The sequence below is a fragment of the Corynebacterium macginleyi genome, assembly GCF_003688935.1.
In the GTDB taxonomy this organism is placed as follows: Bacteria; Actinomycetota; Actinomycetes; order Mycobacteriales; family Mycobacteriaceae; genus Corynebacterium; species Corynebacterium macginleyi.
The window spans coordinates 48,464-71,025 of record NZ_REGE01000008.1 but is presented as its reverse complement, the minus strand read 5'-3'; the positions used below and the strand labels follow the sequence as shown (position 1 = coordinate 71,025).

Here is a 22,562-nt window from a genome sequence, read left to right as displayed (position 1 = left end):
AGACATGAAATCACGCCTAATCGTTTATAAAGCGAGATAGAACACATGTGGGAAGCAACACAAACGGGCAAAATCCGTAAATAAAACAACATGCTCAGGGCAAAATAGATGTGTAAGGGTGGTACACGACCGGCAGGCTAATGTGTGTCCACCATGTGTAGTTGAGACCGTGTGGAGTGTATCCATGGTTATTATTCATATTGTCATCGTTCTCGCAGCCATTATCCTGGGGGCAAGAATTGGGTCCATAGGCATTGGTATGGCCGGCGGCCTAGGCGTTCTCCTTTTGGGTGTAGCGGGAGTCCCGGTAACTAGGGAAGATATTCCGTTTGACGTTATCGCCATTATTATGACGGTGATTGCGGCAATCGCCGCCATGCAAAAGGCCGGCGGCATGGACTATTTGGTTCATGTGGCCGAGAAATTCTTGCGCAAAAATCCTAAGAAGATTACGTATTATGCCCCCATCGTGACCTGGTTGATGACGGTCTTGGCCGGTACCGGACACACCTCCTTTTCTACGCTGCCGGTCATCGTTGAGGTGGCCAAGGAGGGTAAGGTTCGCCCGTCGCGTCCATTATCTATCGCGGTCGTCGCCGCGCAGATGGGTATTTGTGCTTCGCCGATTTCTGCTGCAGTTGTCATCCTGGCCGGCTTGCTCGAGCCCATGGGGGTGGGGTACCTCCAGGTACTCGGCGTCTTGATTCCAGCCACCTTGTTGTCCATCTTCCCCGCAGCCTGGCTGGCCAATAGGTTTGGCAAAGAATTGGAAGATGACCCCGTGTACCTGGAGCGCAAGGCGAAGGGCCTGGTCAAAGAGCCGATTGGTGCTAGTAAATATGAGCCGAAGAACGGCGCCAAGTCTTCTGTAATCATCTTCCTGATTGCCATCGTTGTCGTCATGATATGGGCTACCATTTCTTCTGATCAGGTTGGTCTGATCACGGATTCCACGCTGCCGCGCAATGAGGCGATTATGGCGGTCATGCTTTCGGCCGCAACAATCATCGTCCTTAAGACGAAGATTCTAGCCGCTGACGTGCTCAATACCCCGGTTTTTAAATCGGGAATGTCTGCCTGCATCTGTGTGCTGGGTGTTGCGTGGTTGGGAACCACCCTCATCAACCACTACTTGGACGATATTCAAACGCTAGCCGGAGACGTCATTGAGGCCTCGCCGTGGTTGTTGGCAGTGGTGCTTTTCTTCGCCGCGGCCCTGCTGTACTCGCAGGCTGCTACCACCAAGGCGCTCATGCCCGCCGCATTAGCGTTGGGGGTTAACCCGGTTACCGCTGTGGCCGCATTTCCGGCAGTATCTGCTTTGTTCATCCTTCCGACGTACCCAACGTTGCTGGCAGCAGTTGAAATGGATGACACGGGTACAACCAAGATCGGCAAAGCCGTATTCAACCATCCCTTCCTTATCCCTGGTGTGGTTAGCATTGTCGGTTCCGTGCTGCTGGGCTATGCGCTCGGTGCGGTGATCATTTAGCCGGTCCTCCACCTCACACTTCCAGTGGCGCCTTCTCCGCGGAGAGGGTGCCACTTTTGTGTGGTCGCTGCGCCATAAGGAATGTGATGTCGCATGACTTTTGTCCTATGCGACGTGGCTAATGCTAGAAATCGGTATGGTAGTTGCCATGACTAAGCAGCCATCCGATGTTGAAATCGCACAAGCCCACAACTTGCAGCCGATCGCGGAAATCGCAGCTAAGGCGGGGATTCCTGGCGATGCAGTGATTCCGTTTGGTACCACGAAGGCCAAGGTGGATATCACCAAGATAGACTACGCCAAAGATAAGCGGGGAAAGCTCGTGCTGGTCACGGGAGTGTCCCCCACACCTGCCGGCGAGGGTAAATCCACGGTCCTTATCGGTTTGACCGATGCGCTAGATCAGATAGGGAAGAAGGCTATCGTGGCCCTTCGCGAGCCGTCCCAGGGCCCGGTAATGGGCATCAAGGGCGGTGCAGCGGGCGGCGGCTACGCCCAGATTGTGCCCATGGAGGATATTAACCTCCACTTTACCGGTGACTTCCACGCTATCGCTGCGGCAACGAACACTCTCGCGGCCATTATCGATAATCACATTCACCAGGGCAACCAGTTGGGCATCGACCCGCGGCGCGTGACGTGGCAGCGCTGCGTTGACGTCAACGACCGGGCACTGCGTAACGTGGTGACCGGGCTTGGTGGATCGGCGCACGGCGTGCCGGCAGAAACGGGTTTCACCATTACGGCAGCCTCCGAGATTATGGCCATTTTGTGCTTGGCTAAGAGCCTGGATGACCTCAAGCAACGCTTAGGCGATATTACCGTCGGGTTCACCTATGAACAGCGGCCGGTGACCGCGCGCGAACTCGATGCGGAAGGTGCGCTGACCGCGCTGATGCGTGATGCTTTGAACCCAAACCTCGTCCAAACCCTCGGCGGGGTTCCAGCACTTGTACACGGAGGTCCGTTTGCAAATATCGCGCACGGCTGTAACTCCTTGCTGGCAACGCAGACCGCCCTGCAGTTTGGCGATATCGTGCTGTCTGAAGCCGGCTTCGGCGCGGATCTCGGCGGCGAAAAGTTTATGGACATCAAGTCCCGCTTTGGTGACTTGGATGTGGCCGGCGCAGTGGTCGTGGCAACGATCCGCTCCCAGAAGTACAACGGGGGTGTTGCCAAGGACAAGCTCACCGAGGAAAATGTTGAGGCACTAGAGAAAGGCATTGTCAACCTCGAGCGACACGTAGAAAATCTGCGCAAGTTTGGGATCAAACCCGTTGTTGCGCTCAACCTTTTCTGGTCCGATACAGAGGCGGAGCGCCAGTTCATGCGGGATTGGGCAAAGGACTTTGATGTGGCATTGGAAGAGGCCAACGTCTGGGCCGAAGGCGGAGCAGGCGCGACTAAGTTGGCCGAGACCCTGCTGGATAACCTCGAAGGCGGCGCGCAGCAGCTCTACGATCCGGAGGAAGGAATCGAGGCCTCCATCGAGACCATTGCTCGCGAAATCTACCGCGCGGACCGCGTGGAATACGGATCTAAGGCTATTAAGGACTTGCAGTACATCAAGGAGAATGGCTGGGATACATTACCCGTTGTCATCTCCAAAACACAGTATTCCTTCTCTGATGACGCAACAGCATTGGGTGCTCCAGAAGGTCACACGCTGCACGTGCGCGAGCTACTGCCGCGCACAGGTTCCGGGTTCATCGTGGTGCTTACCGGCAACGTGATGACCATGCCGGGCCTGCCCAAGAAACCAGCGGCCAATAATATCGACGTCGCCGGCGATGGCACGATATCCGGACTGTTCTAAGAGGAGCTAATCCGCTGCGGAGCCCGGCCACCCCGGATATTCCGGCGGGGTGCCGCCAAATTCGGGGCAGATCGCCTGATGCGCGCACCAATTACAAAGCTTAGAGCGTTTCGGGCGAAAATCCCCGGCGCGCCCATCGGTTTCGATCTTGGCCCATAAATGGCCTAGATCGCGCTCGAAGTATTCGAGTTCTTCCTGGTTAGGGGATAAAAACATCGAATCTAACACCTTTAGATACATCAGGCGCAGTTGGTGAGGGATGGTGCCCAGCAGGCGCCAGTACACCAGGGCATAAAATCTCATCTGGAATTGGGCGCTATGGGAAAAACGCGGTGCTGGTTTCTTACCCGTCTTGTAATCCACGACGCGCACCTCACCGGTGGGCGCGCGATCCACGCGGTCAATAAACCCGCGTACGGGCACACCATTGGGCAGGACTGTGTCGACATACATCTCGGTTGCTTGGCAGTCGAAGCCCTGCGGGTTTTCCATCTGGAAATAGCCCTTGAGGAGCTCGCGGGCAGCGACGAAGAAGTCATAAGTTTCTTCTTCGGGCACGAGCTCGCGGAGTTCAGCGTCCTTGTGCGTCATCGCAGCCCAGCTCGGTTTAATCATCTTTACTGCTGTAGGGTAGGTGCGTTCATCGCGCGGACGTTTATGCATCTGCTCCAAAACCGCATGAACCAGAGTTCCTTTCACTTGGGCTATGGTCTTTGGCTCTGGAATCTTGTCGATGGCCCGGAAACGATAGAGCAAAGGGCACTGTTGGTAGTCGGAGGCGCGGGAAGGCGACAAGGCAAGGGGGCGGGGGGTAGATGAAGTAGCCATGGTGCTTCTAGCCTATCGTCGATATTTTCGTGGCAAGCTAGAAGGTATGAGTTACACGGATAACTTCCTAGATTTTTTGGCCGCCTCGCCATCGTCGTACCACGCCGCCCATGAGGTAGCGCGCCAGCTGCAAGAATCTGGCTTCCGGGTGCAGGATGAGCGCAAGGACTGGTCGGCCGCACCGGGCGGGCACGTCATGGTCCGCGGCGGTGCGGTGGCCGCGTGGTATGTGCCCGAAGGCGCCAATCAGTACTCCGGTTTCCGCATTATCGGCTCGCATACTGATTCGCCGGGGCTCGCGTTGAAACCAACACCTGATTTTTCGGCCGCGGGCTGGCAGCAGGTCGCGGTAGAAATCTACGGCGGTCCCTTGCTGCACACCTGGTTCGATCGCGAACTTACCGTAGCAGGCCAAGTTGTGACCACAGATGGCCGTCGCCACCTCGTGGATACGGGCCCGGTTCTGCGCCTGCCTTCTTTGGCAATCCATCTCTACCGCAAGGATGAGTTCAAACCAGACCGGCAAAAACATATGCAACCGGTGCTTTCGGTGGGCGATAAAGAGGCGTCGATCCTGCAGGTGGTGGGGGAGCAGGCGGGGATCGCCAAGCAGGATATTGCCTCCTTCAACCTGATTACGGCCGATGCCGCCCGGGGCACGGTTTTCGGTGCGAGCGAAAAGTTTATCGCGGCCGGCCGCATGGATAACCTATCTTCGGTACACGCCTCGCTAGAGGCCATACACAGCGCTGCGCAGGATTATGACGGCTCCGATATTTTGGTCATGATGGCTTTTGACCATGAGGAAGTGGGTTCGAGTTCCCGCTATGGCGCCGCCGGGCCGATCCTGCAGGACGTGCTGACCCGCACCGCCCGGGCGCTGGGGGCTAATGAAGAGGAGCGCTTCCAGATGTTTGCTCGGTCTAGCTGTGTATCTGCCGATGCTGCGCACTCGGTACACCCCAATTACGCGGACAAGCACGACCCTAGCCACCAGCCAATCATTGGGCGCGGCCCAGTGACCAAGATCAACGGCAACCAGCGCTATGCCTCTGACGCGCAGACGATCGCTCTATGGGAGACCGCCTGCTCCAGGGCTGGGGTTCCGGTGCAGCGCTTTGTGGGCAATAACGACGTGCCTTGCGGGTCAACCATCGGCCCCATTACCGCAACGCGGCTGGGCATCGACACCGTCGATGTGGGCGTGCCCATGCTTTCGATGCATTCCGCGCGGGAGATGGTGGGCGAGCGGGACCAAATATGGCTCGCGCGGGCTCTTGAGGCATACTTGAGGGGTTAGTTCCCACCACCTTGAGGAGTTTTGCGGCATGGCTTATTCCGGCCCCTTTTCTTATGGCGACCGCGTGCAGCTTACGGACGCCAAACGGCGCCACTACACGGTCATTTTGAAAGAAGGAGGCCAGTTCCATTCCCATAAAGGCATAATCAACCACGATGACATTGTGGGAATGGATGAAGGCTCAGTGATCGAGTCTACTTTGGGCTCATCCTTCTTGCTTTTCCGCCACCTCCTGGTGGATCACGTCTTATCCATGCCGCGCGGTGCCGCCGTTATTTACCCTAAGGACGCCGCGCAAATTTTGGTGGAAGGCGATATCTTTATGGGCGCTCGCGTGCTCGAAGCCGGCGCCGGCTCTGGAGCCTTGTCCATGTCCTTGTTGCGCGCCGTGGGACCCGCAGGTCACGTCTATTCGTATGAAATCCGCGAGGATCACCTGGAGTACGCGGTAGATAACGTCGAGGACTACTTCGGCAGTCGCCCTGAATGGTGGTCGCCGCGCTTAGGAGATCTTGGTGATGTCACCGTAGAGGATCTCGGCGGTCCCGTCGACCGTATCATCTTGGACATGCTTGAGCCCTGGGAGCACCTGGAGACCGTTCGCGATCTGCTGATCCCCGGCGGGGTGTTCATGACCTATGTGGCAACGGTCCCGCAGCTGATGAAGGTTATGGAGGGTATTCGCGAGCTGCAGTGTTTTACCGAGCCGAAGGCGTGGGAGTCCCTGCTTCGTGAGTGGAAGGTAGAAGGCTTGGCCACCCGCCCGGAACACCGCATGAATGCGCACACCGCATTTCTTATTTGGACTAGGCGGCTTGCTGATGGCGTCACTCCGCCGCGCCCCCAGCGCCGCGCCCGTAAATAGCGCGCGCTAACCGTGCGCAGAGCGTGGGTGCGCCGTATTTAAGCACACGGGTGTAATTTAGTGCTCAAGTGGCCTCGCCCATACCTTTTCGCGCGTTAAAGTGGTGTGCATGGATGAAGCCACGGACACTAAGCGGCAACTCAGCCAGCTTGCTGCGCGCAATCAAAAGCTGGTGGAGTTATTAAAGAAATCGCGCGCCGAGCTCGAGCAGCTATTCGCTGAGGTCAATGCACTTGCAGAGCCTGCCTCCACCTATGGCGTCTTCTTGGCCTACTCGCCTCATCAAAGCGAGGTGGGCACCACTGCGGAGGTCTATACCAATGGGCGCCTAATGCAGCTCAAAGTCTCTCCTAACGTGGAGCCGGGAAGCCTGCAGGTGGGCCAACAGGTGCGGTTGGGAGATGGCTTCGTAGTCGTCGAAGGCTGCGCCCCCACGAGCACCGGTGAGCTTGCCACCGTGGTTGAGCGCTTGGACCAGCGCCGCGCCGTGGTGGCTAATTCCGCAGGGGATAACCGCGTCATCCTCCTCGCGCAGGTGCTGCAAGAAAGCGTGCGCGCGGGTGAGGTGGTGCTGTTAGATACCAAGGCTTCTGTGGCCGTGGAAAAGGTGGATCAAGCAGAGGTATCCCAGCTTTCGTTAGAAGACGTACCCGATGTGCGCTACGAGGACATTGGCGGTCTGGACGAGCAGATATCGCAGATTCGCGATTCCGTCGAGCTGCCCTTTATCCACCCGGAGCTGTACCGCCAGTACGGCCTGCAACCGCCAAAGGGGGTATTGCTTTATGGCCCGCCCGGCTGCGGAAAAACGCTCATAGCCAAGGCCGTGGCGAACTCTTTGTCTACCCAGATGGGGGCAGACGGCTGCAGCTATTTCCTCAATGTCAAGGGCCCCGAGCTGCTGAACAAGTACGTTGGCGAGACTGAACGCCGCATCCGGTTGATTTTTGAGCGCGCCCGTGAGCTTGCCCAAGCCAGTGCGGATCGCCCCGTGGTCATCTTCTTTGATGAGATGGAATCCATTTTCCGCACCCGCGGATCCGGGGTCTCATCCGATATGGAAACCACCGTCGTTCCCCAGTTGCTCACGGAGCTCGACGGCGTGGAGGGGTTGAGCAATGTGGTCATCATTGGCGCTACCAACCGGGAAGAACTCATTGACCCGGCGATTATGCGCCCTGGTCGGCTGGATATGAAGGTGCGCATCAATCGCCCCACCAAGGACGGCGCGCGGGATATTTTCGCCCGCCACTTCGATCCGTCCATTCCACATGTGGGTGATATTGACGAGCTTATCGGCGATGCGGTAGACGAGCTGTATAGCGATAGACCATTTGCGCAGCTGCACTTTAGCAATGGGCAGCGCCAGGTCTTGCACTATCGCGATTTCGTCTCGGGCGCGATGATTGCCAATATCTTGGCCCGGGCTAAGAAGCTGGCCATCAAGGAGGCTTTATCGCGCTACGGTGCGAAGCACGTCGCCTCGGCGGCATCTGATGCTGAGGAAGGCAATGGGGGAGTTAAAGGGGGCATCGGCAAGCAGCATCTACGCGCTGCCATCGCCGCCGAGCAGGAAGAATCGGAGTACATGCCAACCTCAACTAACCCTGAGGAATGGAGCAAGATTGTTTCCGCGGATCACTGCGGTTCGCGTGTTATTAGTGTAGAACTTTTAAGCGGAAGGAGCTGTACGTGGCCCGCGTGCTAGGAACGGAAACGGAATACGGTATTTCTACGCCGGGTTCGCCGGAACATTCCCCAATTATTACCTCAACCCATGCTGTAGTTGCTTATGCCGCCCTGTATACGGGTGCGCGTTCGCGCTGGGATTTTGCAGAAGAACACCCCTTGCGAGATTCCCGCGGTTTCGATCTCAAGCGCTACGATACGGTTCCCGTCGTAGACCCCAACGCGGTGGGGGTGGCCAATGTTGTCACCTCGAGCGGGGCGCGGTTCTATGTGGACCACGCCCATCCCGAGTACTCAGCTCCGGAATGTACAAATGCTTGGGACGCAACGCTCTATGATGCCGCCGGCGATTTCATACTGCTGCAGGCCAGGGATGCCGTGGCGGAGCTGACGGCACAGGGAAAATCCATCCTCACTGACCGCCAACCGTGCCCACCGCTGCGGTTATACAAGAACAACGTCGATGGCAAGGGCGCAAGCTACGGTTCACATGAAAATTATCAATACGCCCGCACCACCGATTTTTCGGTCATGGCCCAGGCTCTGATCCCTTTCTTCGTGGCCCGGCAGGTTGTCATCGGTGCAGGGCGCATGGGTTGCGGGGAGTTTGGGGAAGAAACGGAATTCCAGATTTCCCAACGTGCTGATTATATCGAGCAGGAAATATCCCTGGAAACCACGCTCAACCGCGGCATTATCAATACCCGCGACGAGCCCCATGCCATCCACGATGATTTCGGCCGCCTGCATGTCATTATCGGCGATGCGAATATGTCGCAGACCTCGACGCTGCTGAAATTGGGCATGACTTCGCTGGTGCTCGATGCCATTGAGGCCGACACGGACTTTAGCGACCTGCGCCTTGCCGATGCCGTCGCGGAGGTGTCCTTGGTCAGTCGCGACCTTGAATTGCGCCATCGGCTCACGCTTGCCGATGGCCGCACGCTCACCGCCCTCGAACTGCTTAACGAATACCGCTGCCGCCTGCGGCCGGAGACAGACGCTGACCACAAAGTGCTGGCAGCCTGGGACGAGGCAGTAGAGCTGCTTGCCGATGACCCCCTAAAAGCCTCCCACCTCCTGGATTGGGTGGCAAAGTACCGGTTAATCAGGAGCTACCTTGACCGCGGCATCGCCGCGGATGATCCCAAGCTGCGCCTCATCGACTTGCAATATGCGGAAATCGATCCGGAGAAGTCGCTGCACCATGCGCTAGTGCGCAAGGGCCAGATGCGCCAGCTCTTTACTGCCGATGAACTCCGCCGCGCCGCGGCCGAACCGCCCGGCGATAGCCGGGCGTATTTCCGCGGGCGCATAACGCAAAAATTTGGCGAAGATATTATCGCCGCCAGCTGGCAAAGCCTCACCCTGCGGCTTCACGACACGAGTGGACACTCCCGCAACGGCGTCTGGGCCACCGTGGCCATGGATGATGCCCGCGGGCTCACCCGCGCGGACTGCGAAAACATCATCGAAGGTGCCAGCAGCGTAGAGGAGCTGCTCGAAGGGCTTGCTGCCTCCGGTATCCAGCCGGAGTATCGTAAGTAATGATCGCCTAATATGATGAAAGGATGACACCGTGTCTACTTCGAATCGCCAGGTCACTAGCAATAACGGGGAAAATGGCCCTGAGTCAGAGAAAGAATTTACCGTCACCCAGCTCAGTATCAACACCTCCGGCACCGACGACCTCCTGGATGAGATCGATGGCCTGCTAGAAAATAACGCGGAGGAATTCGTCCGCTCCTACGTCCAAAAGGGCGGACAGTAAGCGTGGAATCCACCCGGCCCGTTTTTGCCCGGCGGATCATGGGCATCGAAACCGAGTATGGCCTATCCACGGCGACGCCGAAGAGCCAGCGGGCATTAAGCCCGGATGAGGTTGCGCGCGTACTCTTTCGGCCGATCGTAGAAAAGTACTCCTCATCCAATATCTTTGCCACCAATGCTAGCCGCCTATACCTAGATGTCGGCTCACACCCTGAGGTAGCTACCGCCGAGTGCGATAGCCTCAGCCAGCTTATCGCCTATGAATGCGCCGGTGATCGCGTAATGAACGGCCTTGCCCTGCAGGCGGAAGAGGCATTGGCGCACGAAGGAAACGCCTGCGCAGTTTACCTTTTTAAAAACAACGTGGATTCTGCCGGGCATTCTTTCGGCTGCCACGAGAATTATCTCATCAGCCGCGATATAGTACTCAAAGATCTGGGCGTAGCGCTCCTGCCCTTCTTAATTACCCGGCAACTTATCTGCGGGGCGGGAATGGTGCAGCCAGCCAAAGGCGATCACCCCGCACAGTTCCTCTTATCTCAGCGCGCTGACCAGGTATGGGAGGGCGTATCTTCTGCGACCACCCGTTCTCGACCGGTCATCAATACCCGCGATGAACCGCATGGGGATTCAAAGCGCTTCCGCCGCATGCACATTATTGTGGGCGATTCCAATATGGCAGAGCCTTCCGTCGCTATGAAGGTCGGCTCCACCCTGCTCATGCTGGAGATGCTGGAGGCCGATTTCCAGCTGCCCGAACTCCAGATTACAGATCCAATCCACCACATTCGCTCCATCGCACGCGATGTGACCGGCTCTACGCCGCTGCCGCTTGCCAGCGGGGGAACCATAACTGCCCTGGAGGTCCAGCAACAGCTGTGCGCGCGGGCGCGTGAATGGCTCGCCCATCGCGAAGACGCCGGCACGCCCACGGCGGAATTAGAGCGCGTTGTTGACTTGTGGGAACGCATCCTACGCGCCATCGAAACAGGAAACTTTTCCGGCGTGAACCGCGAGATTGATTGGGTTATCAAGCTCGAGCTGCTTGAGCGCTATCGCTCGCGCTTAGGCGATGATTGGTCACATCCGAAGCTCACGCAGGTTGATATGACCTATCACGATATCCGGCCCGGGCGAGGATTGTACGACGTGCTGCTGCGTCGCGGGATGATCGAGCGCTGGATCGAAGACGAAGACATCGAGCGTGCGGTATCGACCCCGCCACCGACCACGCGTGCGGCCTTGCGTGGCAAGTTCCTGACTGCAGCCGAAGAATGCGGCGCGCACGTGACCGTGGATTGGACGCGGCTGAAAATCAACCGACCAGAACCGCGCACTGAGGAATTGCTCGATCCCTTTGCATTCACAGATTCACGCGTTACCGCATTGCTAGACTACATGCACGATCATCACGCTTAGCGCGTGCACCTTAAGTACTGGGGAGAGTAGACAACGTGGTGGCATCACGATCCACACCAAACCGGCAAAATGCGGCGGTAGAACGGCTCACAAACCTATCCTTTGCCCTGCAAGGGGCGGCTAATTCGGGTGGCTCACCAGACCGCTCCGCGGCTTGGATCCGCAGTCACGTCGCAGGCTATGGCGATAAATCCGACGAGGCTTTTACCAAGGCCCTTGCCCGCGATATCGCCACCCTGCAGCGCGCCGGAGTTCCCATAGTGCACACCGGTGGGGACTCCGGCGCCTCGTACCGCCTTGACCAGAGCAACTACCAACTCCCACCGGTGGAATTTTCACCAGAAGAAGCGATGGTGCTTGGCATCGCTGGGGGAGTAGGAACCCCTGGTGGATTGAGCGATTTCTCCCTGTCCGGCTGGACCAAGATCGCCGCCTCGGGTGCTTCCCGGAACCTGGAGGGCGCGCCCGTTTATACAGCGGTCAATGACATCACCCGCCTTGCGCCCGAGGTGATCACCTCTGTCCTAGCCGCCGTGCGAAATAAAATACGCATTACCTTTGCCTACCGCCCCCACCCAGCGGCAGAGACCGTGCGCCGGACCATGGATCCCTGGGGCGTAGTAAACCACCAAAGCCGCATTTATATAGTTGGCTTCGATGTTGACCGTGCCGCCCCGCGCGTCTTCCGCGCCCTGCGGCTCTCCGATATCAAAAGGTCACAGCAGCCTGCCGAGCATAGTGAACCGACGGTGGACATCGACAAACTCGTCAAGGAGACGCTACAACGCGGCGAAAAGGTGGACGCAACCCTGGATATTCCACAAGGTCAAGCTCAAGAGCTCGAAAGTGCGGGAAAGCGCACCGCTGCCGGCACCGTAATACTTACTGGAGTCCGGAAGGATTGGTTGGTGCGCACCGCCGCAGGCTATGCCCCCGAAGTAGAAGTACTCGATCCCCCCGAGGTGCGCGCTGACATTATTAACCTTTTGCGCGCAGCCGCCGACCAGAACGGAGCTTGGTAAACCAATGGCCGATGGATCTCACAAACTGCAAGCGCTCGTCCGGTCGCTCAACCTTATTCCGTACTTCCAAAACCATCCGGATAAAACCCCGATGGAGGCGGCCGCGGATTTGGGCATGGACCCAGGAGAACTGAAGGATGCCGTGGACCGGCTGTTTTGCTCAGGGACCGGCCGCAATACCGAGGATCTCATCGATCTCTCTTTCAGCTACCGCGACGGCGTCACCATCTACAATGACCAAGGCTTGGGACAGGCCTTGCGGCTGACCCCCACCGAGGCGGGCGCACTCCTGCTCACCCTCGAATCCCTCGAATCTATGCCCGGCTTGCTGGATGCGCGGGCGATAAAGTGTGCTGCAGCAAAGTTGCGCTCCATCATGGATAAGCGCACTCTCAGCATTTATGACACGTTGTCTACGGTGGACCCGCACGAATCTGATATCCAGGCGATCTTGAACCGCGGGCTCAATGAAAAACGGCGCATCCGGATGCGCTATTGGAGTGCCTCATCTAATAAGGAAACCGAGCGACTAGTTGATCCCGCCCGGATCTTCATCGTGGATGCCGAGCCATATCTCGCGGCGTGGGAAGAAGAAAAACAGGGGCACAGGACCTTTCGCATCGACCGCATTAAACATGCCGAGGTGACCGAGGAAAGCGCCCACCCGCACCTCAAAGAGCTGGATTTCGATGCTGCAGCACCCTTTAATTTAGGTACTGCGGATTCCGTGGAATTAATCGTTCATGAAGAATTCACCTGGTTGGCAGAATACTACGACATGCAACTAGGCAAACGCCTAGAAAACGGCACAATAGCTGCAAAGATGCAGGTAGGTTCGGTGGATTGGATCGTACGCTTCGCTCTTGGTAACGCCGATAGGTTACGCGTCATCGCCCCGGAATCTATTGTTAATCTCATTGCGGAACGGGGAAATGCTGCGTTGAAGGGCTATACTTAAATCCCAGTTACCGCACGCACATGCGTCTTAGAAGTGCCCCGCGAGTTTTTCCGCGTAAGAAAGGAGCGAGGCGCCCATCTGACGCAAGCAACGAAGAACCGAAAGAGAATCTTATGACCTTAGGACCATTGGAAATTAGCCTTATTGTTCTCGTCATCATCTTGCTATTTGGCGCGAAGAAATTGCCCGATCTGGCTCGTTCCATGGGCCGCTCGATGCGCATTTTCAAATCTGAGGTAAATGAAATGCAGACCGAGGACACCAAGCGCTCGGAGGCGCAAGCTCAATTGAGCCAGAAGCGCCAGCAGTCCGATGAGGAGTTCTGGAACCGCCCGGATATGCAGCCTGGCCACCAGCAAGGAAACTCTACCTCTCAGAATTAATGCCCGCTAGTTACAAACGTGAAAACACCCTGCTGGTGAACTCGTGATCCGTGCTGCAGTGCGGCCTGAGGAAACGAGTTGGCAGGGAAGTGTTCGCTCTCGTGCGTTGAAAGAGCCATATTGATGCCCTCACAGTCCCACCCTGCCGGTGAACAAAGTTCCCGCGTGCGCCGCAAGCGGATAGGTTTTTCCCGCAAGCCCAAGAACCCAACGGGCGAGATGACCTTAGTGCAGCACCTCCAAGAGCTGCGGCGAAGGATCATTATCTCCTTGTTAGCCTTGGTCATCGGTGCGATCATCGGTTTCATTTGGTACCAACAGGCGCCCTTCCGGATTCCACCGCTGGGAGAAATTCTGCGCGAGCCTTATTGCTCATTACCGGAAGATAAGCGGGCCAATTTTAACGCCGATGGCGAATGCCGTTTGCTTGCTACCAGCCCCTTCGAGATGCTCATTTTGCGCCTGAAGGTCGGTGCATTGGCCGGTACGGTAATTTCTTCTCCTGTCTGGCTCTACCAGGTGTGGGCATTCATCGTCCCAGGACTGCATAAGAATGAGCGCCGTTATACTTTAAGTTTCGTCGCTGTTGCTGTCTCCCTTTTCTTGACGGGCGCCATCTTGGCCTACTTTATCTTGTCCGTGGGCCTTGAATTCCTCATCAGTACTGGCGCTGAGTATCAAACCGCGGCCTTAACTGGTGAGCGATATTTTTATTATCTTTTAGCGATGCTGCTCATTTTCGGCATCAGCTTCGAGGTTCCATTATTGGTCGTCTCACTCAACCTCATCGGAGTCTTGGAATATCACCATGTTAAGGATAAGCGCCGCATCATTATCGTCTTGGTGATGATCTTCGCTGCTTTGGTGACGCCAGGCCAAGAACCGTTCAGCATGCTGGTCTTATCCGTCTGCCTCTTGCTGTTTATCGAGATCGCCTTTCAGTTCTGCCGCATGCATGATAAACGCCAAGAACGGCAGCGCCCTGATTGGATGGATCTTGATGATGAATCGGCGTCCGCACTGGACGAAGGCCCATCCGGCGTGGGTGGGCCCAAGCCTGTCGATGCTCCGTCGGGCATAAGCTCATCAAGCATTAATGCCTCGCCCAAGTCCGCTACACCAAGCTCGCCACCGCAGCCCGTCCGGGCGGGAAATCCGGCTCCGGACAGGGCCTCCCAGCAGGTTGACCATCGCAAGGAGCCGCAGCGGCTTACTGATCGAGGCGGCTTTTTCGACGATGTGCTTTAAGCACGGGTAGCCTGGTGAGATATGACTGAAACTCACCTGGATACCTTCGCCGCCGGCTTTCCATACCCCTTGGATGAGTTCCAGTTACAGGGGTGTGAGGCGGTAGAAAATGGCCAAGGGGTGCTCGTTTGCGCCCCTACTGGTGCGGGTAAAACCGTCGTTGGCGAGTTCGCCGTTTCTTTGGCCTTAAGCCGCGGCACGAAGTGTTTTTATACTACCCCTATTAAGGCACTGAGCAACCAGAAATACCACGACCTCGTTGCTAAGCATGGCGAGGATGCTGTCGGTCTGCTAACTGGCGATGTTTCCATTAACGCCGATGCCGAAATCGTGGTGATGACCACTGAGGTGCTGCGAAATATGATCTACGCGGATTCTCCTGCGCTGGACAGGCTTACCCACGTGGTCATGGATGAAATCCACTTCCTTGCAGATGCCGCCCGCGGCGCGGTCTGGGAAGAAGTCATCCTGAATTTGGCGGACCACGTATCCGTCATTGGATTGTCCGCCACCGTATCTAATTCCGAGGAATTCGGTGAATGGCTCGCTACGGTCCGCGGCGATACCTCCGTTATCGTGACCGAACACCGACCGATCCCGCTCGACCAATGGATGATGTTGGGCCGCAGGATTTACCCGCTCTTTGAACCGGAATCCGGTGGACAGGTCAATTCCGAGTTAGAGCGCCGAATTCACCGGCTGGAGGCAGGTGATAGCGATGATGGGCGCGCGGACTATAAATCCGGCAAGGGTTTTCGTGCCAGGGCGCACCAAAAGGGCGGTGTGCGCAGCGAATTTCAGGGAAAAGCAGGCGGGCGTTCCGGTGCTTCCCGGCCGCAGGACCGCTACCGTCCCATAGGGCGCCCAGAGATGCTGAAGGTGCTGCAAGCGCAGGATATGCTGCCCGCGATTACCTTCATCTTTTCCCGGTCCGGGTGCGATGGCGCGCTCTATCAGTGCCTGCGTAGCAAAATGGTGCTCACGACGCAGGAAGAAGCGAAACAAATTAAAGACCTCGTCGATGCTGGCGTGAAGGGCATCCCGGAGGAAGACTTGGAGGTCTTGGATTTCCGGCGGTGGCGCGAAGCGCTCTCCCGCGGTTTTGCCGCCCATCACGCCGGGATGTTGCCGGCGTTTCGCCACATCGTAGAAGACCTCTTCGTTCGTGGTTTGGTACGCGCCGTATTCGCTACCGAGACCCTTGCCCTGGGCATTAATATGCCCGCTCGCACGGTAGTGCTTGAGAAGTTGATTAAGTTCAATGGCGAAGCCCACGTGGACCTAACACCGGGCCAATACACGCAGCTGACCGGGCGTGCCGGCCGGCGTGGAATCGACCACCTGGGCAATGCGGTCGTGCAGTGGGCGCCGGCTATGGATCCGCGTTCGGTCGCTGGTCTGGCGTCGACGCGCACGTATCCGCTGATTTCTACGTTTGCGCCCGGCTATAACATGGCCATCAATCTGCTGGGCATGCTTGGTTTTGAGGACTCGCTGCGGCTACTAGAAAAGTCCTTCGCACAGTTTCAAGCCGATGGTTCCGTGGTGGAAGAAAACCGTGAATTAGAGCGCGCGGAGCATCGGGTGCGTGAGTTGCGCAAGCAGCTTGATAGTGCCGTGGATGCCCTCGCTCCACCTACTCGGGACGGCGAGGATCCTGGCGAGGTTCTCATGGATTATATTCGGCTGCGCCGCGAGCTAACGGCGGAAGAGAAGCAATCAAAGATTGATAAGGAACACCAACGCACTCAAGAAGTAATCGCGGTGCTAGCGCGCCTGCAGTTGGGGGATGTCATTGCAATTGCTGGAAAGAAGCGGCCGACTCTTGCTGCGGTGGTCACTCCGGCCAACCAGACCGCGGATCCACGCCCGTGGGTGACCACGGAGTCTGGATGGTCAGGGCGCATCGATGCCACCGGCATTAGCAATCCACCAATTCAACTGGGCCGTATAAAGATCCCAAAGCCTGTGCGAAAGAATCCGCGGCGCAATACCAAGTACATCCAGGATGTTCTTCAGCGCGAGAAGTTTGACCGCCCGCAGCGGATGAAGTCGACACCGCGCGTGCGGCCAAATAGGCGGGTAGGCGAATTGCGCGATGCCATTCGCGAGCATCCTGCACACGACTGGCCGGCCACCGATAGGGAGCAGTTGGCCGGCGTGGCGCAGAAGTTGGCGCGTCGCGAGCGCGACCTCGAAAAGCTGCGAGCCAAGGTGAATAAGGCGACCGATACTTTGGGCCGCACCTTTGAGCGCATTGTGGATCTGCTAGCAGAGATGGACTATGTTGAGTTTTCTGGTGCTGGCAACGATCGCATACCGCTCATCACTGAGGAAGGTGAGCGCCTAGCGAAAATTCATAGCGAATCCGATTTGCTTGTTTCTCAATGTCTAAAGCGAGGCATTTGGGATGAGCTGGATCCCGCGGAATTGGCAGGTGTTGCGTCTCTGTGTTGTTTTGAAAATAGGAAGGCCACTGGGGGCCAGCCGGAAGCAGCAACGGACCGAATGGCCGATGCTATGAATGCGACGTGGCGCATCTATACCGAGCTCAGCGCGGATGAACGACGACACCGTCTACCTCCAACGCGTGAGCCGGAAGCGGGTTTTTCGCTGGCTATTCACCAGTGGTCGGCGGGTGCACCCCTGGGCTATTGCATGGCGGCGGCCAATGAGGCGGGCGCTGAGCTGACCCCAGGTGACTTCGTGCGGTGGTGCCGCCAGGTTGTGGACCTCCTGCAGCAAATTGCTAAGACTGGCTATGACGACCAGATCCAGCGCAATGCGCGCCGTGCAATCGATGCCATCCAGCGCGGAGTCGTGGCGACCGGTGCTTAGTCTAGTCAGTCCTCCTGGGTAGTAAACTAAGGGGCATGAATCCTCAGGCCTTTTCTTCCGAAGTGTATTCGCGGCGGCTCGCGGCAGCGCAAAAAGCGGCCGCCCAGCAGGGCATTGACCTATTGTTGATCGGCACCGGCCCCGATTTCGCTTACCTGACCGGTTCGTGGGTATCGTCCCACGAACGCCTCACAGTGCTAGCCATTCCACGAGATGGTAGGCCGTGGATTGTATCGCCGAATACGGACATCACGGATATTAAATCAGCACCCGTGAACAAGCTAGATGCTGAATTGCGTGGTTGGAATGACGGCGATAATCCCTATGATCTCGCCCTCCAGGGCGCTGGGCCGATCAGGAAGGTCGCGCTGGGCCAATCCCTGACGGCGGATCATGTTTTGCAGTTGCAGGCGCGTATATCCGAGGCGGACTACGTTCTTGCCACTTACGCGCTTGCAGAACTCTTTACCCGCAAGGACAAAGCGGAAATCGCAGAGCTACGAAAAGCTGGCCAGGCTATCGACGCCGTGCACGCCCAGGTTCCGCAGCTCCTCCAGCCCGGCCGCACTGAAGCCGAGGTGGCGCATGAATTGGAAAAGCTCATCCTCAAAGAGCATTCAATTGTTGATTTTGTCATCGTGGGCTCCGGCCCGAATGGCGCCAATCCGCACCACAGTTTCTCTGACCGAAAGCTTGCAGGCGGTGAGCCCGTCGTCGTGGATCTCGGGGGCACCTTGCCCTCTGGTTATCACTCCGATTGCACCCGTACCTACGTCGTAGGCGGCGATCTTAGCCAGGCACCGCAGGACTTCCAGGACGCTTATGCGGTGCTTTACGATGCCCAGGCAGCAGCCCGCGCCGCCGCCAAGCCCGGCAGCACGGCCGAGGAAGTCGATGCGATTGCGAGAAAGGCTATTGCCGATGCCGGCTGGGGCGACAAATTCGTCCACCGCACCGGCCACGGAATTGGGCTATCGACCCACGAAGAGCCTTTCATTATGGATGGAAATGACCTGGTGCTGGAAGAGGGCATGGCTTTTTCTATAGAGCCAGGCATTTACCTGGAAGGCCAGTGGGGCATGCGGCTCGAAGACATCGTGGTATTGACCCAGGATGGCTACGAGTCTCTCAATACCGTTGAACGCGAAGTGCGCTAAGTGGCTGGCGTACTGATTTTGGGCGGGCGCAGCGATATTGCTGGTGAAATCGCACGGCGCGTGGCCCGCGGCAACGACATTGTCCTCGCCGCGCGCGGGACGCATAGGCTGCAGGAAATTACGGCCCAGCTAGAGGCCGCGGGTGCGCGCAGCGTCCACCAGCTGTTCTTTGACGCGGATGACTTTTCCCTGCACCGCCAGATCTTTGCCGAGGCCAAGGAACGTATCGGCGCAATTGAGCTGACGGTTATCGCCTTCGGTATCTTGGGGGATCAAGATAAGGCGGAAACCGATCCGTCCCACGCAGCACATATCGCCACGATCGACTACACCGCCCAGGTCTCCGTGCTGACGGTGGCCGCGCAGTCGATGCCGCGCGGGCATATTGTGGCCTTTTCTTCCATCGCTGGGTGGCGGGCGCGCCGAGCCAATTATGTGTATGGTTCCACCAAAGCCGGGCTGGATGCTTTTTGCCAGGGTCTGGCGGACAGGTTGCACGGCAGCGGGCTAGGAGTGATTACCGCGCGCCCCGGTTTCGTCATTGGGTCCATGACCCAGGGGATGAAGCCGGCACCGCTATCGGTACGGCCGGGCGATGTCGCCGACGCCGTCGTCGCCTGCATCGACAATGACGATCGCCGCGGCCAAGCGCGCAGCCACACCCTGTGGATCCCGAAGGCGCTGCAAGCCTTGGCTTGGGTCATGCGGATCGTGCCCCGTCCCGTGTGGCGGCACATGCCGCGTTAGTCCGTCTCGCTTTCCCGCAGCAAGGGCGAGTTGATGTCGAAGATAAAACCGCGCGGGGCGAGCACACGGAGGACGACCTCAGCATCTCCCTCTGCGATGTCGTGAAAGACGAGGCCTCCCCAAGGAGTGACCGTTATATCCACCTCGAGTTGGCCAATAAGTTGGGCGAACTGCGCAGGTATGGCTCCTTGGTAGACCCCTGCACCCAGGTCGACCACGCCTTCTGCCTGGTGCTCATCCAACCAGCCAATGGGCCCCGGTTCCGTGGTGAGCTCCGCACCAGTCGCGCCAGTTCGCTTTGCCTCGGCACCGTCCGCCTCGGTTGCTTCCGCCTCCTTGGTGCACAAGGAACCAAGGCGCTGGAGGTGGGCTGCGGCATCGGCAAGCGAAAGACCCACGGTAGGGCTGTCGGTGGCGGGGGAATGGGTGATGCTTAAGGTGGCATCGTCAAGCAGCCGCATACTTACCTGCGCGGCAGAAGCCGGTAGATCGTTGGTCGGAGCGGTAACCGCAAGCGACTCCAGGCCAGGTCGTTCGGTATTCAGGTGCGTGGAAAGCTGCAGGGCCGCCTGCTTCGCCGTGGCGGAAAGGGGAGAGGCCAGCACAGGAAGGTGAAAGCTCTGCAACTCCAATTTATCCAGCTCAGCAGCCAACTGCGCCTTGTCCGTGACTCCCCGCAACTCGATGGTTGAATTAGGGCCAATATAGACGCTGCCATCGGCCCAATGCGTCGCGCAATACCCCAAATGGATCCAATCATTGGGGCTGGTAAGACCACCCACAACGTGCAGGCGCAGGCAGGTGCCGGACTCAGGGTGCTGAAAAAATTTGGGATACTGCATAGCTTGCCAGTGTAGCCGGTAAGAAGCCCTGCGCCGGGTTCGTGTGTTGCCAGCGTATCGCCAGGTTTGCTCGTTAAACTGGGCGCTATGCCGTTTTTATATCTCGTCCTCTATATGCTGGCAGAAACAGTGGCGTTTTGGGCCGTCGCCGAGTTTTTGGGCCTCTTTTGGACGCTCATTGTTCTGTTCATCACCATGTTCTTTGGCATGTCCATCGCTGGCATTGAGGTGCGCAGACTGATGAGTAAACAAGTAGAACAGGCTAGTGACGGAACCTACTACGTCCGCGATAACAATATGGGCTTGACCGCCGGGAATGTGGGCCTCACCCTAGCCGGTGGCATGTTGTTGTCCCTGCCCGGTTTTTTGACGAGCCTTTTGGGGATCCTACTCATTTTCGCCCCAACGCGGTCTTTGTTTAGAAAGGTTATGGCCGTATCCATTTACCGCAAGGTAGAGAAGATGGGTGCGCGCATTTACGAAGCCTCGCCCATGGCACAACAGCACGATAGCTATGGCAATTTCGGTTCCTTTGGACAACCATCTGGCCAGAACGAGTCTCACGAGGTAATCGACGAGGAAGAGCTTCGCCACTGGTCCGAAAACCTGAAACCTGATGACTTCGGCCCACGCAGCGGCGACGAAAATTCGCAGGGTGGGGAAAAATAGGTGCAGGTATTCCTCGCCCGCCTCACCGTAGCGGCTTTATCTGGTGCGCTGACTTTCACTGCCGTTGAGCCGCACGGTTGTTGGTGGGGTGCGATTATTGGCATCGCTTTGCTTTATATGACCCTGATGCCGTGGCGTGGGCGACAGGTGTGCGGTGCCGCTGGTGCCTTCTTGGCTGTGGCACACGGGTTGGTTTTGTACTTGCTGAGCCTGCCCTGGATTGGCGAGTTGGTAGGAATCATTCCTTATGCGGCACTTTCTATCTGGCTGTCAGTGTATGCGATAGCCTTAGGTATTTTTGGGGCCGCGGTGGCGCGGTGGCGATTTGGATTTCTGGTCTTTCCCTTGGTGTACCTCGCTGTGGAGGTTGTGCGTTCCTCGGTGCCCTTTGGCGGTTTCCCCTGGGTCAAACTGGCGTGGGGACAAATTGAAGGGCCGTTGGCTAGTCTGGCCCCGTGGGGCGGGACCTCGCTGATTACGGTGGCAACCGTATTGAGCGCCTGCGGCCTTGCCGGTTTATTACTGCGCGGCGGAAAGGTAAAGGTAGCCGCTGGGGCCGCCTTTATTCTCCCGCTCATGGCTGGACTCGCGGCCGGGCGCGGCATTGATCCTACGGATACCAAGGTTGGCGAGGCAAAGGTGGCCGCAATCCAAGGCAACGTGCCGCGCAGCGGCTTGGATTTCGCCGGGCAACGGCGCGCGGTGCTGAATAACCATATCCAGGAAACAGAGGAATTGGCTAAACACGAAGATGATATAGATCTGGTGATCTGGCCGGAAAACTCTTCCGATATCGACCCTTTCCGCGACAGCGCAGCAGCCCAGGCCATTAGCGGGGCCGTTGATGCCATTGACGCGCCCGTGCTAGTCGGTACCGCCACCCGCGATGAGGTAGGTGCGCGTAATACCATGCAAGTCTTTACACCGGGCCATGGTGTGGGCGAGCACCACCATAAGAAGTACCTGCAACCCTTCGGCGAGACAATGCCCATGCGGGACTTCTTCGCGCGTTTCTCGGACTACGTCGATCTCGCCGGAGATTTCAAGGCAGGGGACGGGACCGGTGTGGTCTCCATGAATTCCGTCGCGGTAGGTGTAGCGACCTGTTACGAGGTCTCCTTCGACGATGCGTTCCGTAAATCCATCCAAAATGGCGCTCAGCTTCTTACGACGCCTACGAATAACGCTACGTTTGGGTTTTCCGATATGACCTACCAGCAGCTAGCCATGAGCAGGCTGCGCGCGCTCGAAACCGACCGCGCAGTTGTCGTCGCAGCCACCTCTGGTGTTTCCGCACTAGTGCACCCAGACGGTAGCGTAAGCCAGTCCACCAAGCTATTTGAGCCTGCAGCACTGGTAGAAAGCCTGCCGCTTAAAACTGGTGAGACATTTTCGGTGCGGTACGGTTCGCTCATGCAGTGGCTGATGGTTATTATTGGTACCGTCTGCGCACTCATTGCTGTGCGTACCAACCGATTGGGTCGTACACCTCGCGGTGTCGGCGCTAAAGAAAAGTAGG

19 protein-coding genes are annotated in these 22,562 nt (G+C 57.7%); 17 read left to right on the top strand and 2 right to left on the bottom strand.

Annotated elements, in window-relative coordinates; all coding sequences use genetic code 11:
• Positions 1 to 184 precede the first annotated feature (184 nt).
• Entirely contained in the window at positions 185 to 1,492 is a 1,308-nt protein-coding gene (locus tag D9V82_RS07070) for an anaerobic C4-dicarboxylate transporter (RefSeq protein ID WP_121911712.1), read from the top strand.
• Between the two features lie 148 nt (positions 1,493 to 1,640).
• Positions 1,641 to 3,308, top strand: a complete 1,668-nt coding sequence (locus tag D9V82_RS07065) for a formate--tetrahydrofolate ligase (protein WP_121911739.1) — start codon at positions 1,641 to 1,643, stop codon at positions 3,306 to 3,308.
• A 6-nt stretch (positions 3,309 to 3,314) separates the two neighbouring features.
• Here the strand turns inward: D9V82_RS07065 and D9V82_RS07060 are convergent, their stop codons facing one another.
• A complete protein-coding gene (locus D9V82_RS07060; RefSeq protein WP_121911711.1) occupies positions 3,315 to 4,136 on the bottom strand; it encodes a RecB family exonuclease in 822 nt (273 codons plus the stop codon).
• A 46-nt stretch (positions 4,137 to 4,182) separates the two neighbouring features.
• Between D9V82_RS07060 and D9V82_RS07055 the strand changes: the two genes are divergently transcribed.
• The 13 genes from D9V82_RS07055 (at position 4,183) to D9V82_RS06995 (ending at position 19,532) form a co-directional block, all read left to right on the top strand.
• Entirely contained in the window at positions 4,183 to 5,436 is a 1,254-nt protein-coding gene (locus D9V82_RS07055; RefSeq protein WP_121911738.1) for a M18 family aminopeptidase, read from the top strand.
• A 28-nt stretch (positions 5,437 to 5,464) separates the two neighbouring features.
• On the top strand, positions 5,465 to 6,301 hold the full coding sequence (locus D9V82_RS07050) for a tRNA (adenine-N1)-methyltransferase (protein WP_121911710.1): 837 nt from the start codon (positions 5,465 to 5,467) through the stop codon (positions 6,299 to 6,301).
• 109 nt (positions 6,302 to 6,410) lie between these two features.
• Positions 6,411 to 8,009, top strand: a complete 1,599-nt coding sequence (arc, locus tag D9V82_RS07045) for a proteasome ATPase (RefSeq protein ID WP_121911709.1) — start codon at positions 6,411 to 6,413, stop codon at positions 8,007 to 8,009.
• Positions 7,994 to 9,538: a depupylase/deamidase Dop gene (dop, locus tag D9V82_RS07040; RefSeq protein WP_121911708.1), complete on the top strand. Its 1,545-nt coding sequence runs from the start codon at positions 7,994 to 7,996 to the stop codon at positions 9,536 to 9,538. Before arc ends, dop begins: the two co-directional genes overlap by 16 nt.
• A gap of 31 nt (positions 9,539 to 9,569) precedes the next feature.
• Entirely contained in the window at positions 9,570 to 9,761 is a 192-nt protein-coding gene (locus D9V82_RS07035; RefSeq protein ID WP_121911707.1) for a ubiquitin-like protein Pup, read from the top strand.
• 38 nt (positions 9,762 to 9,799) lie between these two features.
• Entirely contained in the window at positions 9,800 to 11,179 is a 1,380-nt protein-coding gene (pafA, locus tag D9V82_RS07030) for a Pup--protein ligase (protein WP_121911737.1), read from the top strand.
• A gap of 35 nt (positions 11,180 to 11,214) precedes the next feature.
• Positions 11,215 to 12,201 (top strand): helix-turn-helix transcriptional regulator, encoded by a 987-nt coding sequence (locus tag D9V82_RS07025; RefSeq protein WP_121911706.1) that lies wholly within the window; start codon positions 11,215 to 11,217, stop codon positions 12,199 to 12,201.
• Between the two features lie 4 nt (positions 12,202 to 12,205).
• Positions 12,206 to 13,159 (top strand): helix-turn-helix transcriptional regulator, encoded by a 954-nt coding sequence (locus tag D9V82_RS07020; RefSeq protein ID WP_121911705.1) that lies wholly within the window; start codon positions 12,206 to 12,208, stop codon positions 13,157 to 13,159.
• A 113-nt stretch (positions 13,160 to 13,272) separates the two neighbouring features.
• A complete protein-coding gene (gene tatA, locus D9V82_RS07015) occupies positions 13,273 to 13,542 on the top strand; it encodes a Sec-independent protein translocase subunit TatA (protein ID WP_121911704.1) in 270 nt (89 codons plus the stop codon).
• A gap of 123 nt (positions 13,543 to 13,665) precedes the next feature.
• Positions 13,666 to 14,790: a twin-arginine translocase subunit TatC gene (tatC, locus tag D9V82_RS07010; RefSeq protein WP_183122437.1), complete on the top strand. Its 1,125-nt coding sequence runs from the start codon at positions 13,666 to 13,668 to the stop codon at positions 14,788 to 14,790.
• A 21-nt stretch (positions 14,791 to 14,811) separates the two neighbouring features.
• Positions 14,812 to 17,628 (top strand): DEAD/DEAH box helicase, encoded by a 2,817-nt coding sequence (locus D9V82_RS07005; RefSeq protein ID WP_121911703.1) that lies wholly within the window; start codon positions 14,812 to 14,814, stop codon positions 17,626 to 17,628.
• A 35-nt stretch (positions 17,629 to 17,663) separates the two neighbouring features.
• Complete coding sequence (locus tag D9V82_RS07000) at positions 17,664 to 18,785, top strand: M24 family metallopeptidase (protein WP_121911702.1); 1,122 nt, start codon at positions 17,664 to 17,666, stop codon at positions 18,783 to 18,785.
• A complete protein-coding gene (locus D9V82_RS06995) occupies positions 18,786 to 19,532 on the top strand; it encodes an SDR family oxidoreductase (RefSeq protein WP_121911701.1) in 747 nt (248 codons plus the stop codon).
• Here the strand turns inward: D9V82_RS06995 and D9V82_RS06990 are convergent.
• Positions 19,529 to 20,374 carry a precorrin-3B synthase gene (locus D9V82_RS06990; RefSeq protein WP_121911700.1) on the bottom strand — a complete coding sequence of 282 codons (846 nt, stop codon included), beginning with the start codon at positions 20,372 to 20,374 and terminating at the stop codon, positions 19,529 to 19,531. The two genes, D9V82_RS06995 and D9V82_RS06990, sit on opposite strands and share 4 nt — an antisense overlap.
• Before the next feature lie 87 nt (positions 20,375 to 20,461).
• Between D9V82_RS06990 and D9V82_RS06985 the strand changes: the two genes are divergently transcribed.
• Both D9V82_RS06985 and lnt read left to right on the top strand, forming a co-directional pair.
• On the top strand, positions 20,462 to 21,043 hold the full coding sequence (locus tag D9V82_RS06985; RefSeq protein ID WP_200440565.1) for an FxsA family protein: 582 nt from the start codon (positions 20,462 to 20,464) through the stop codon (positions 21,041 to 21,043).
• Positions 21,044 to 22,561, top strand: coding sequence for an apolipoprotein N-acyltransferase (gene lnt / locus D9V82_RS06980; protein ID WP_121911698.1), 1,518 nt, complete (start codon positions 21,044 to 21,046; stop codon positions 22,559 to 22,561).
• Position 22,562 lies beyond the last annotated feature (1 nt).

What these genes read in the sequence shown, in the direction of transcription:
- tatA (WP_121911704.1), top strand. Translation starts at nt 13,273, where the DNA reads ATGACCTTAGGACCATTGGAAATTAGCCTTATTGTTCTCGTCATCATC.
- D9V82_RS07000 (WP_121911702.1), top strand. Translation starts at nt 17,664, where the DNA reads ATGAATCCTCAGGCCTTTTCTTCCGAAGTGTATTCGCGGCGGCTCGCG.
- D9V82_RS07070 (WP_121911712.1), top strand. Translation starts at nt 185, where the DNA reads ATGGTTATTATTCATATTGTCATCGTTCTCGCAGCCATTATCCTGGGG.
- D9V82_RS07060 (WP_121911711.1), bottom strand. Translation starts at nt 4,136, where the DNA reads ATGGCTACTTCATCTACCCCCCGCCCCCTTGCCTTGTCGCCTTCCCGC.
- D9V82_RS07020 (WP_121911705.1), top strand. Translation starts at nt 12,206, where the DNA reads ATGGCCGATGGATCTCACAAACTGCAAGCGCTCGTCCGGTCGCTCAAC.
- pafA (WP_121911737.1), top strand. Translation starts at nt 9,800, where the DNA reads ATGGGCATCGAAACCGAGTATGGCCTATCCACGGCGACGCCGAAGAGC.
- D9V82_RS07005 (WP_121911703.1), top strand. Translation starts at nt 14,812, where the DNA reads ATGACTGAAACTCACCTGGATACCTTCGCCGCCGGCTTTCCATACCCC.
- arc (WP_121911709.1), top strand. Translation starts at nt 6,411, where the DNA reads ATGGATGAAGCCACGGACACTAAGCGGCAACTCAGCCAGCTTGCTGCG.
- D9V82_RS07055 (WP_121911738.1), top strand. Translation starts at nt 4,183, where the DNA reads ATGAGTTACACGGATAACTTCCTAGATTTTTTGGCCGCCTCGCCATCG.
- D9V82_RS07065 (WP_121911739.1), top strand. Translation starts at nt 1,641, where the DNA reads ATGACTAAGCAGCCATCCGATGTTGAAATCGCACAAGCCCACAACTTG.
- D9V82_RS06990 (WP_121911700.1), bottom strand. Translation starts at nt 20,374, where the DNA reads ATGCAGTATCCCAAATTTTTTCAGCACCCTGAGTCCGGCACCTGCCTG.
- D9V82_RS06985 (WP_200440565.1), top strand. Translation starts at nt 20,462, where the DNA reads ATGCCGTTTTTATATCTCGTCCTCTATATGCTGGCAGAAACAGTGGCG.
- D9V82_RS07050 (WP_121911710.1), top strand. Translation starts at nt 5,465, where the DNA reads ATGGCTTATTCCGGCCCCTTTTCTTATGGCGACCGCGTGCAGCTTACG.
- tatC (WP_183122437.1), top strand. Translation starts at nt 13,666, where the DNA reads ATGCCCTCACAGTCCCACCCTGCCGGTGAACAAAGTTCCCGCGTGCGC.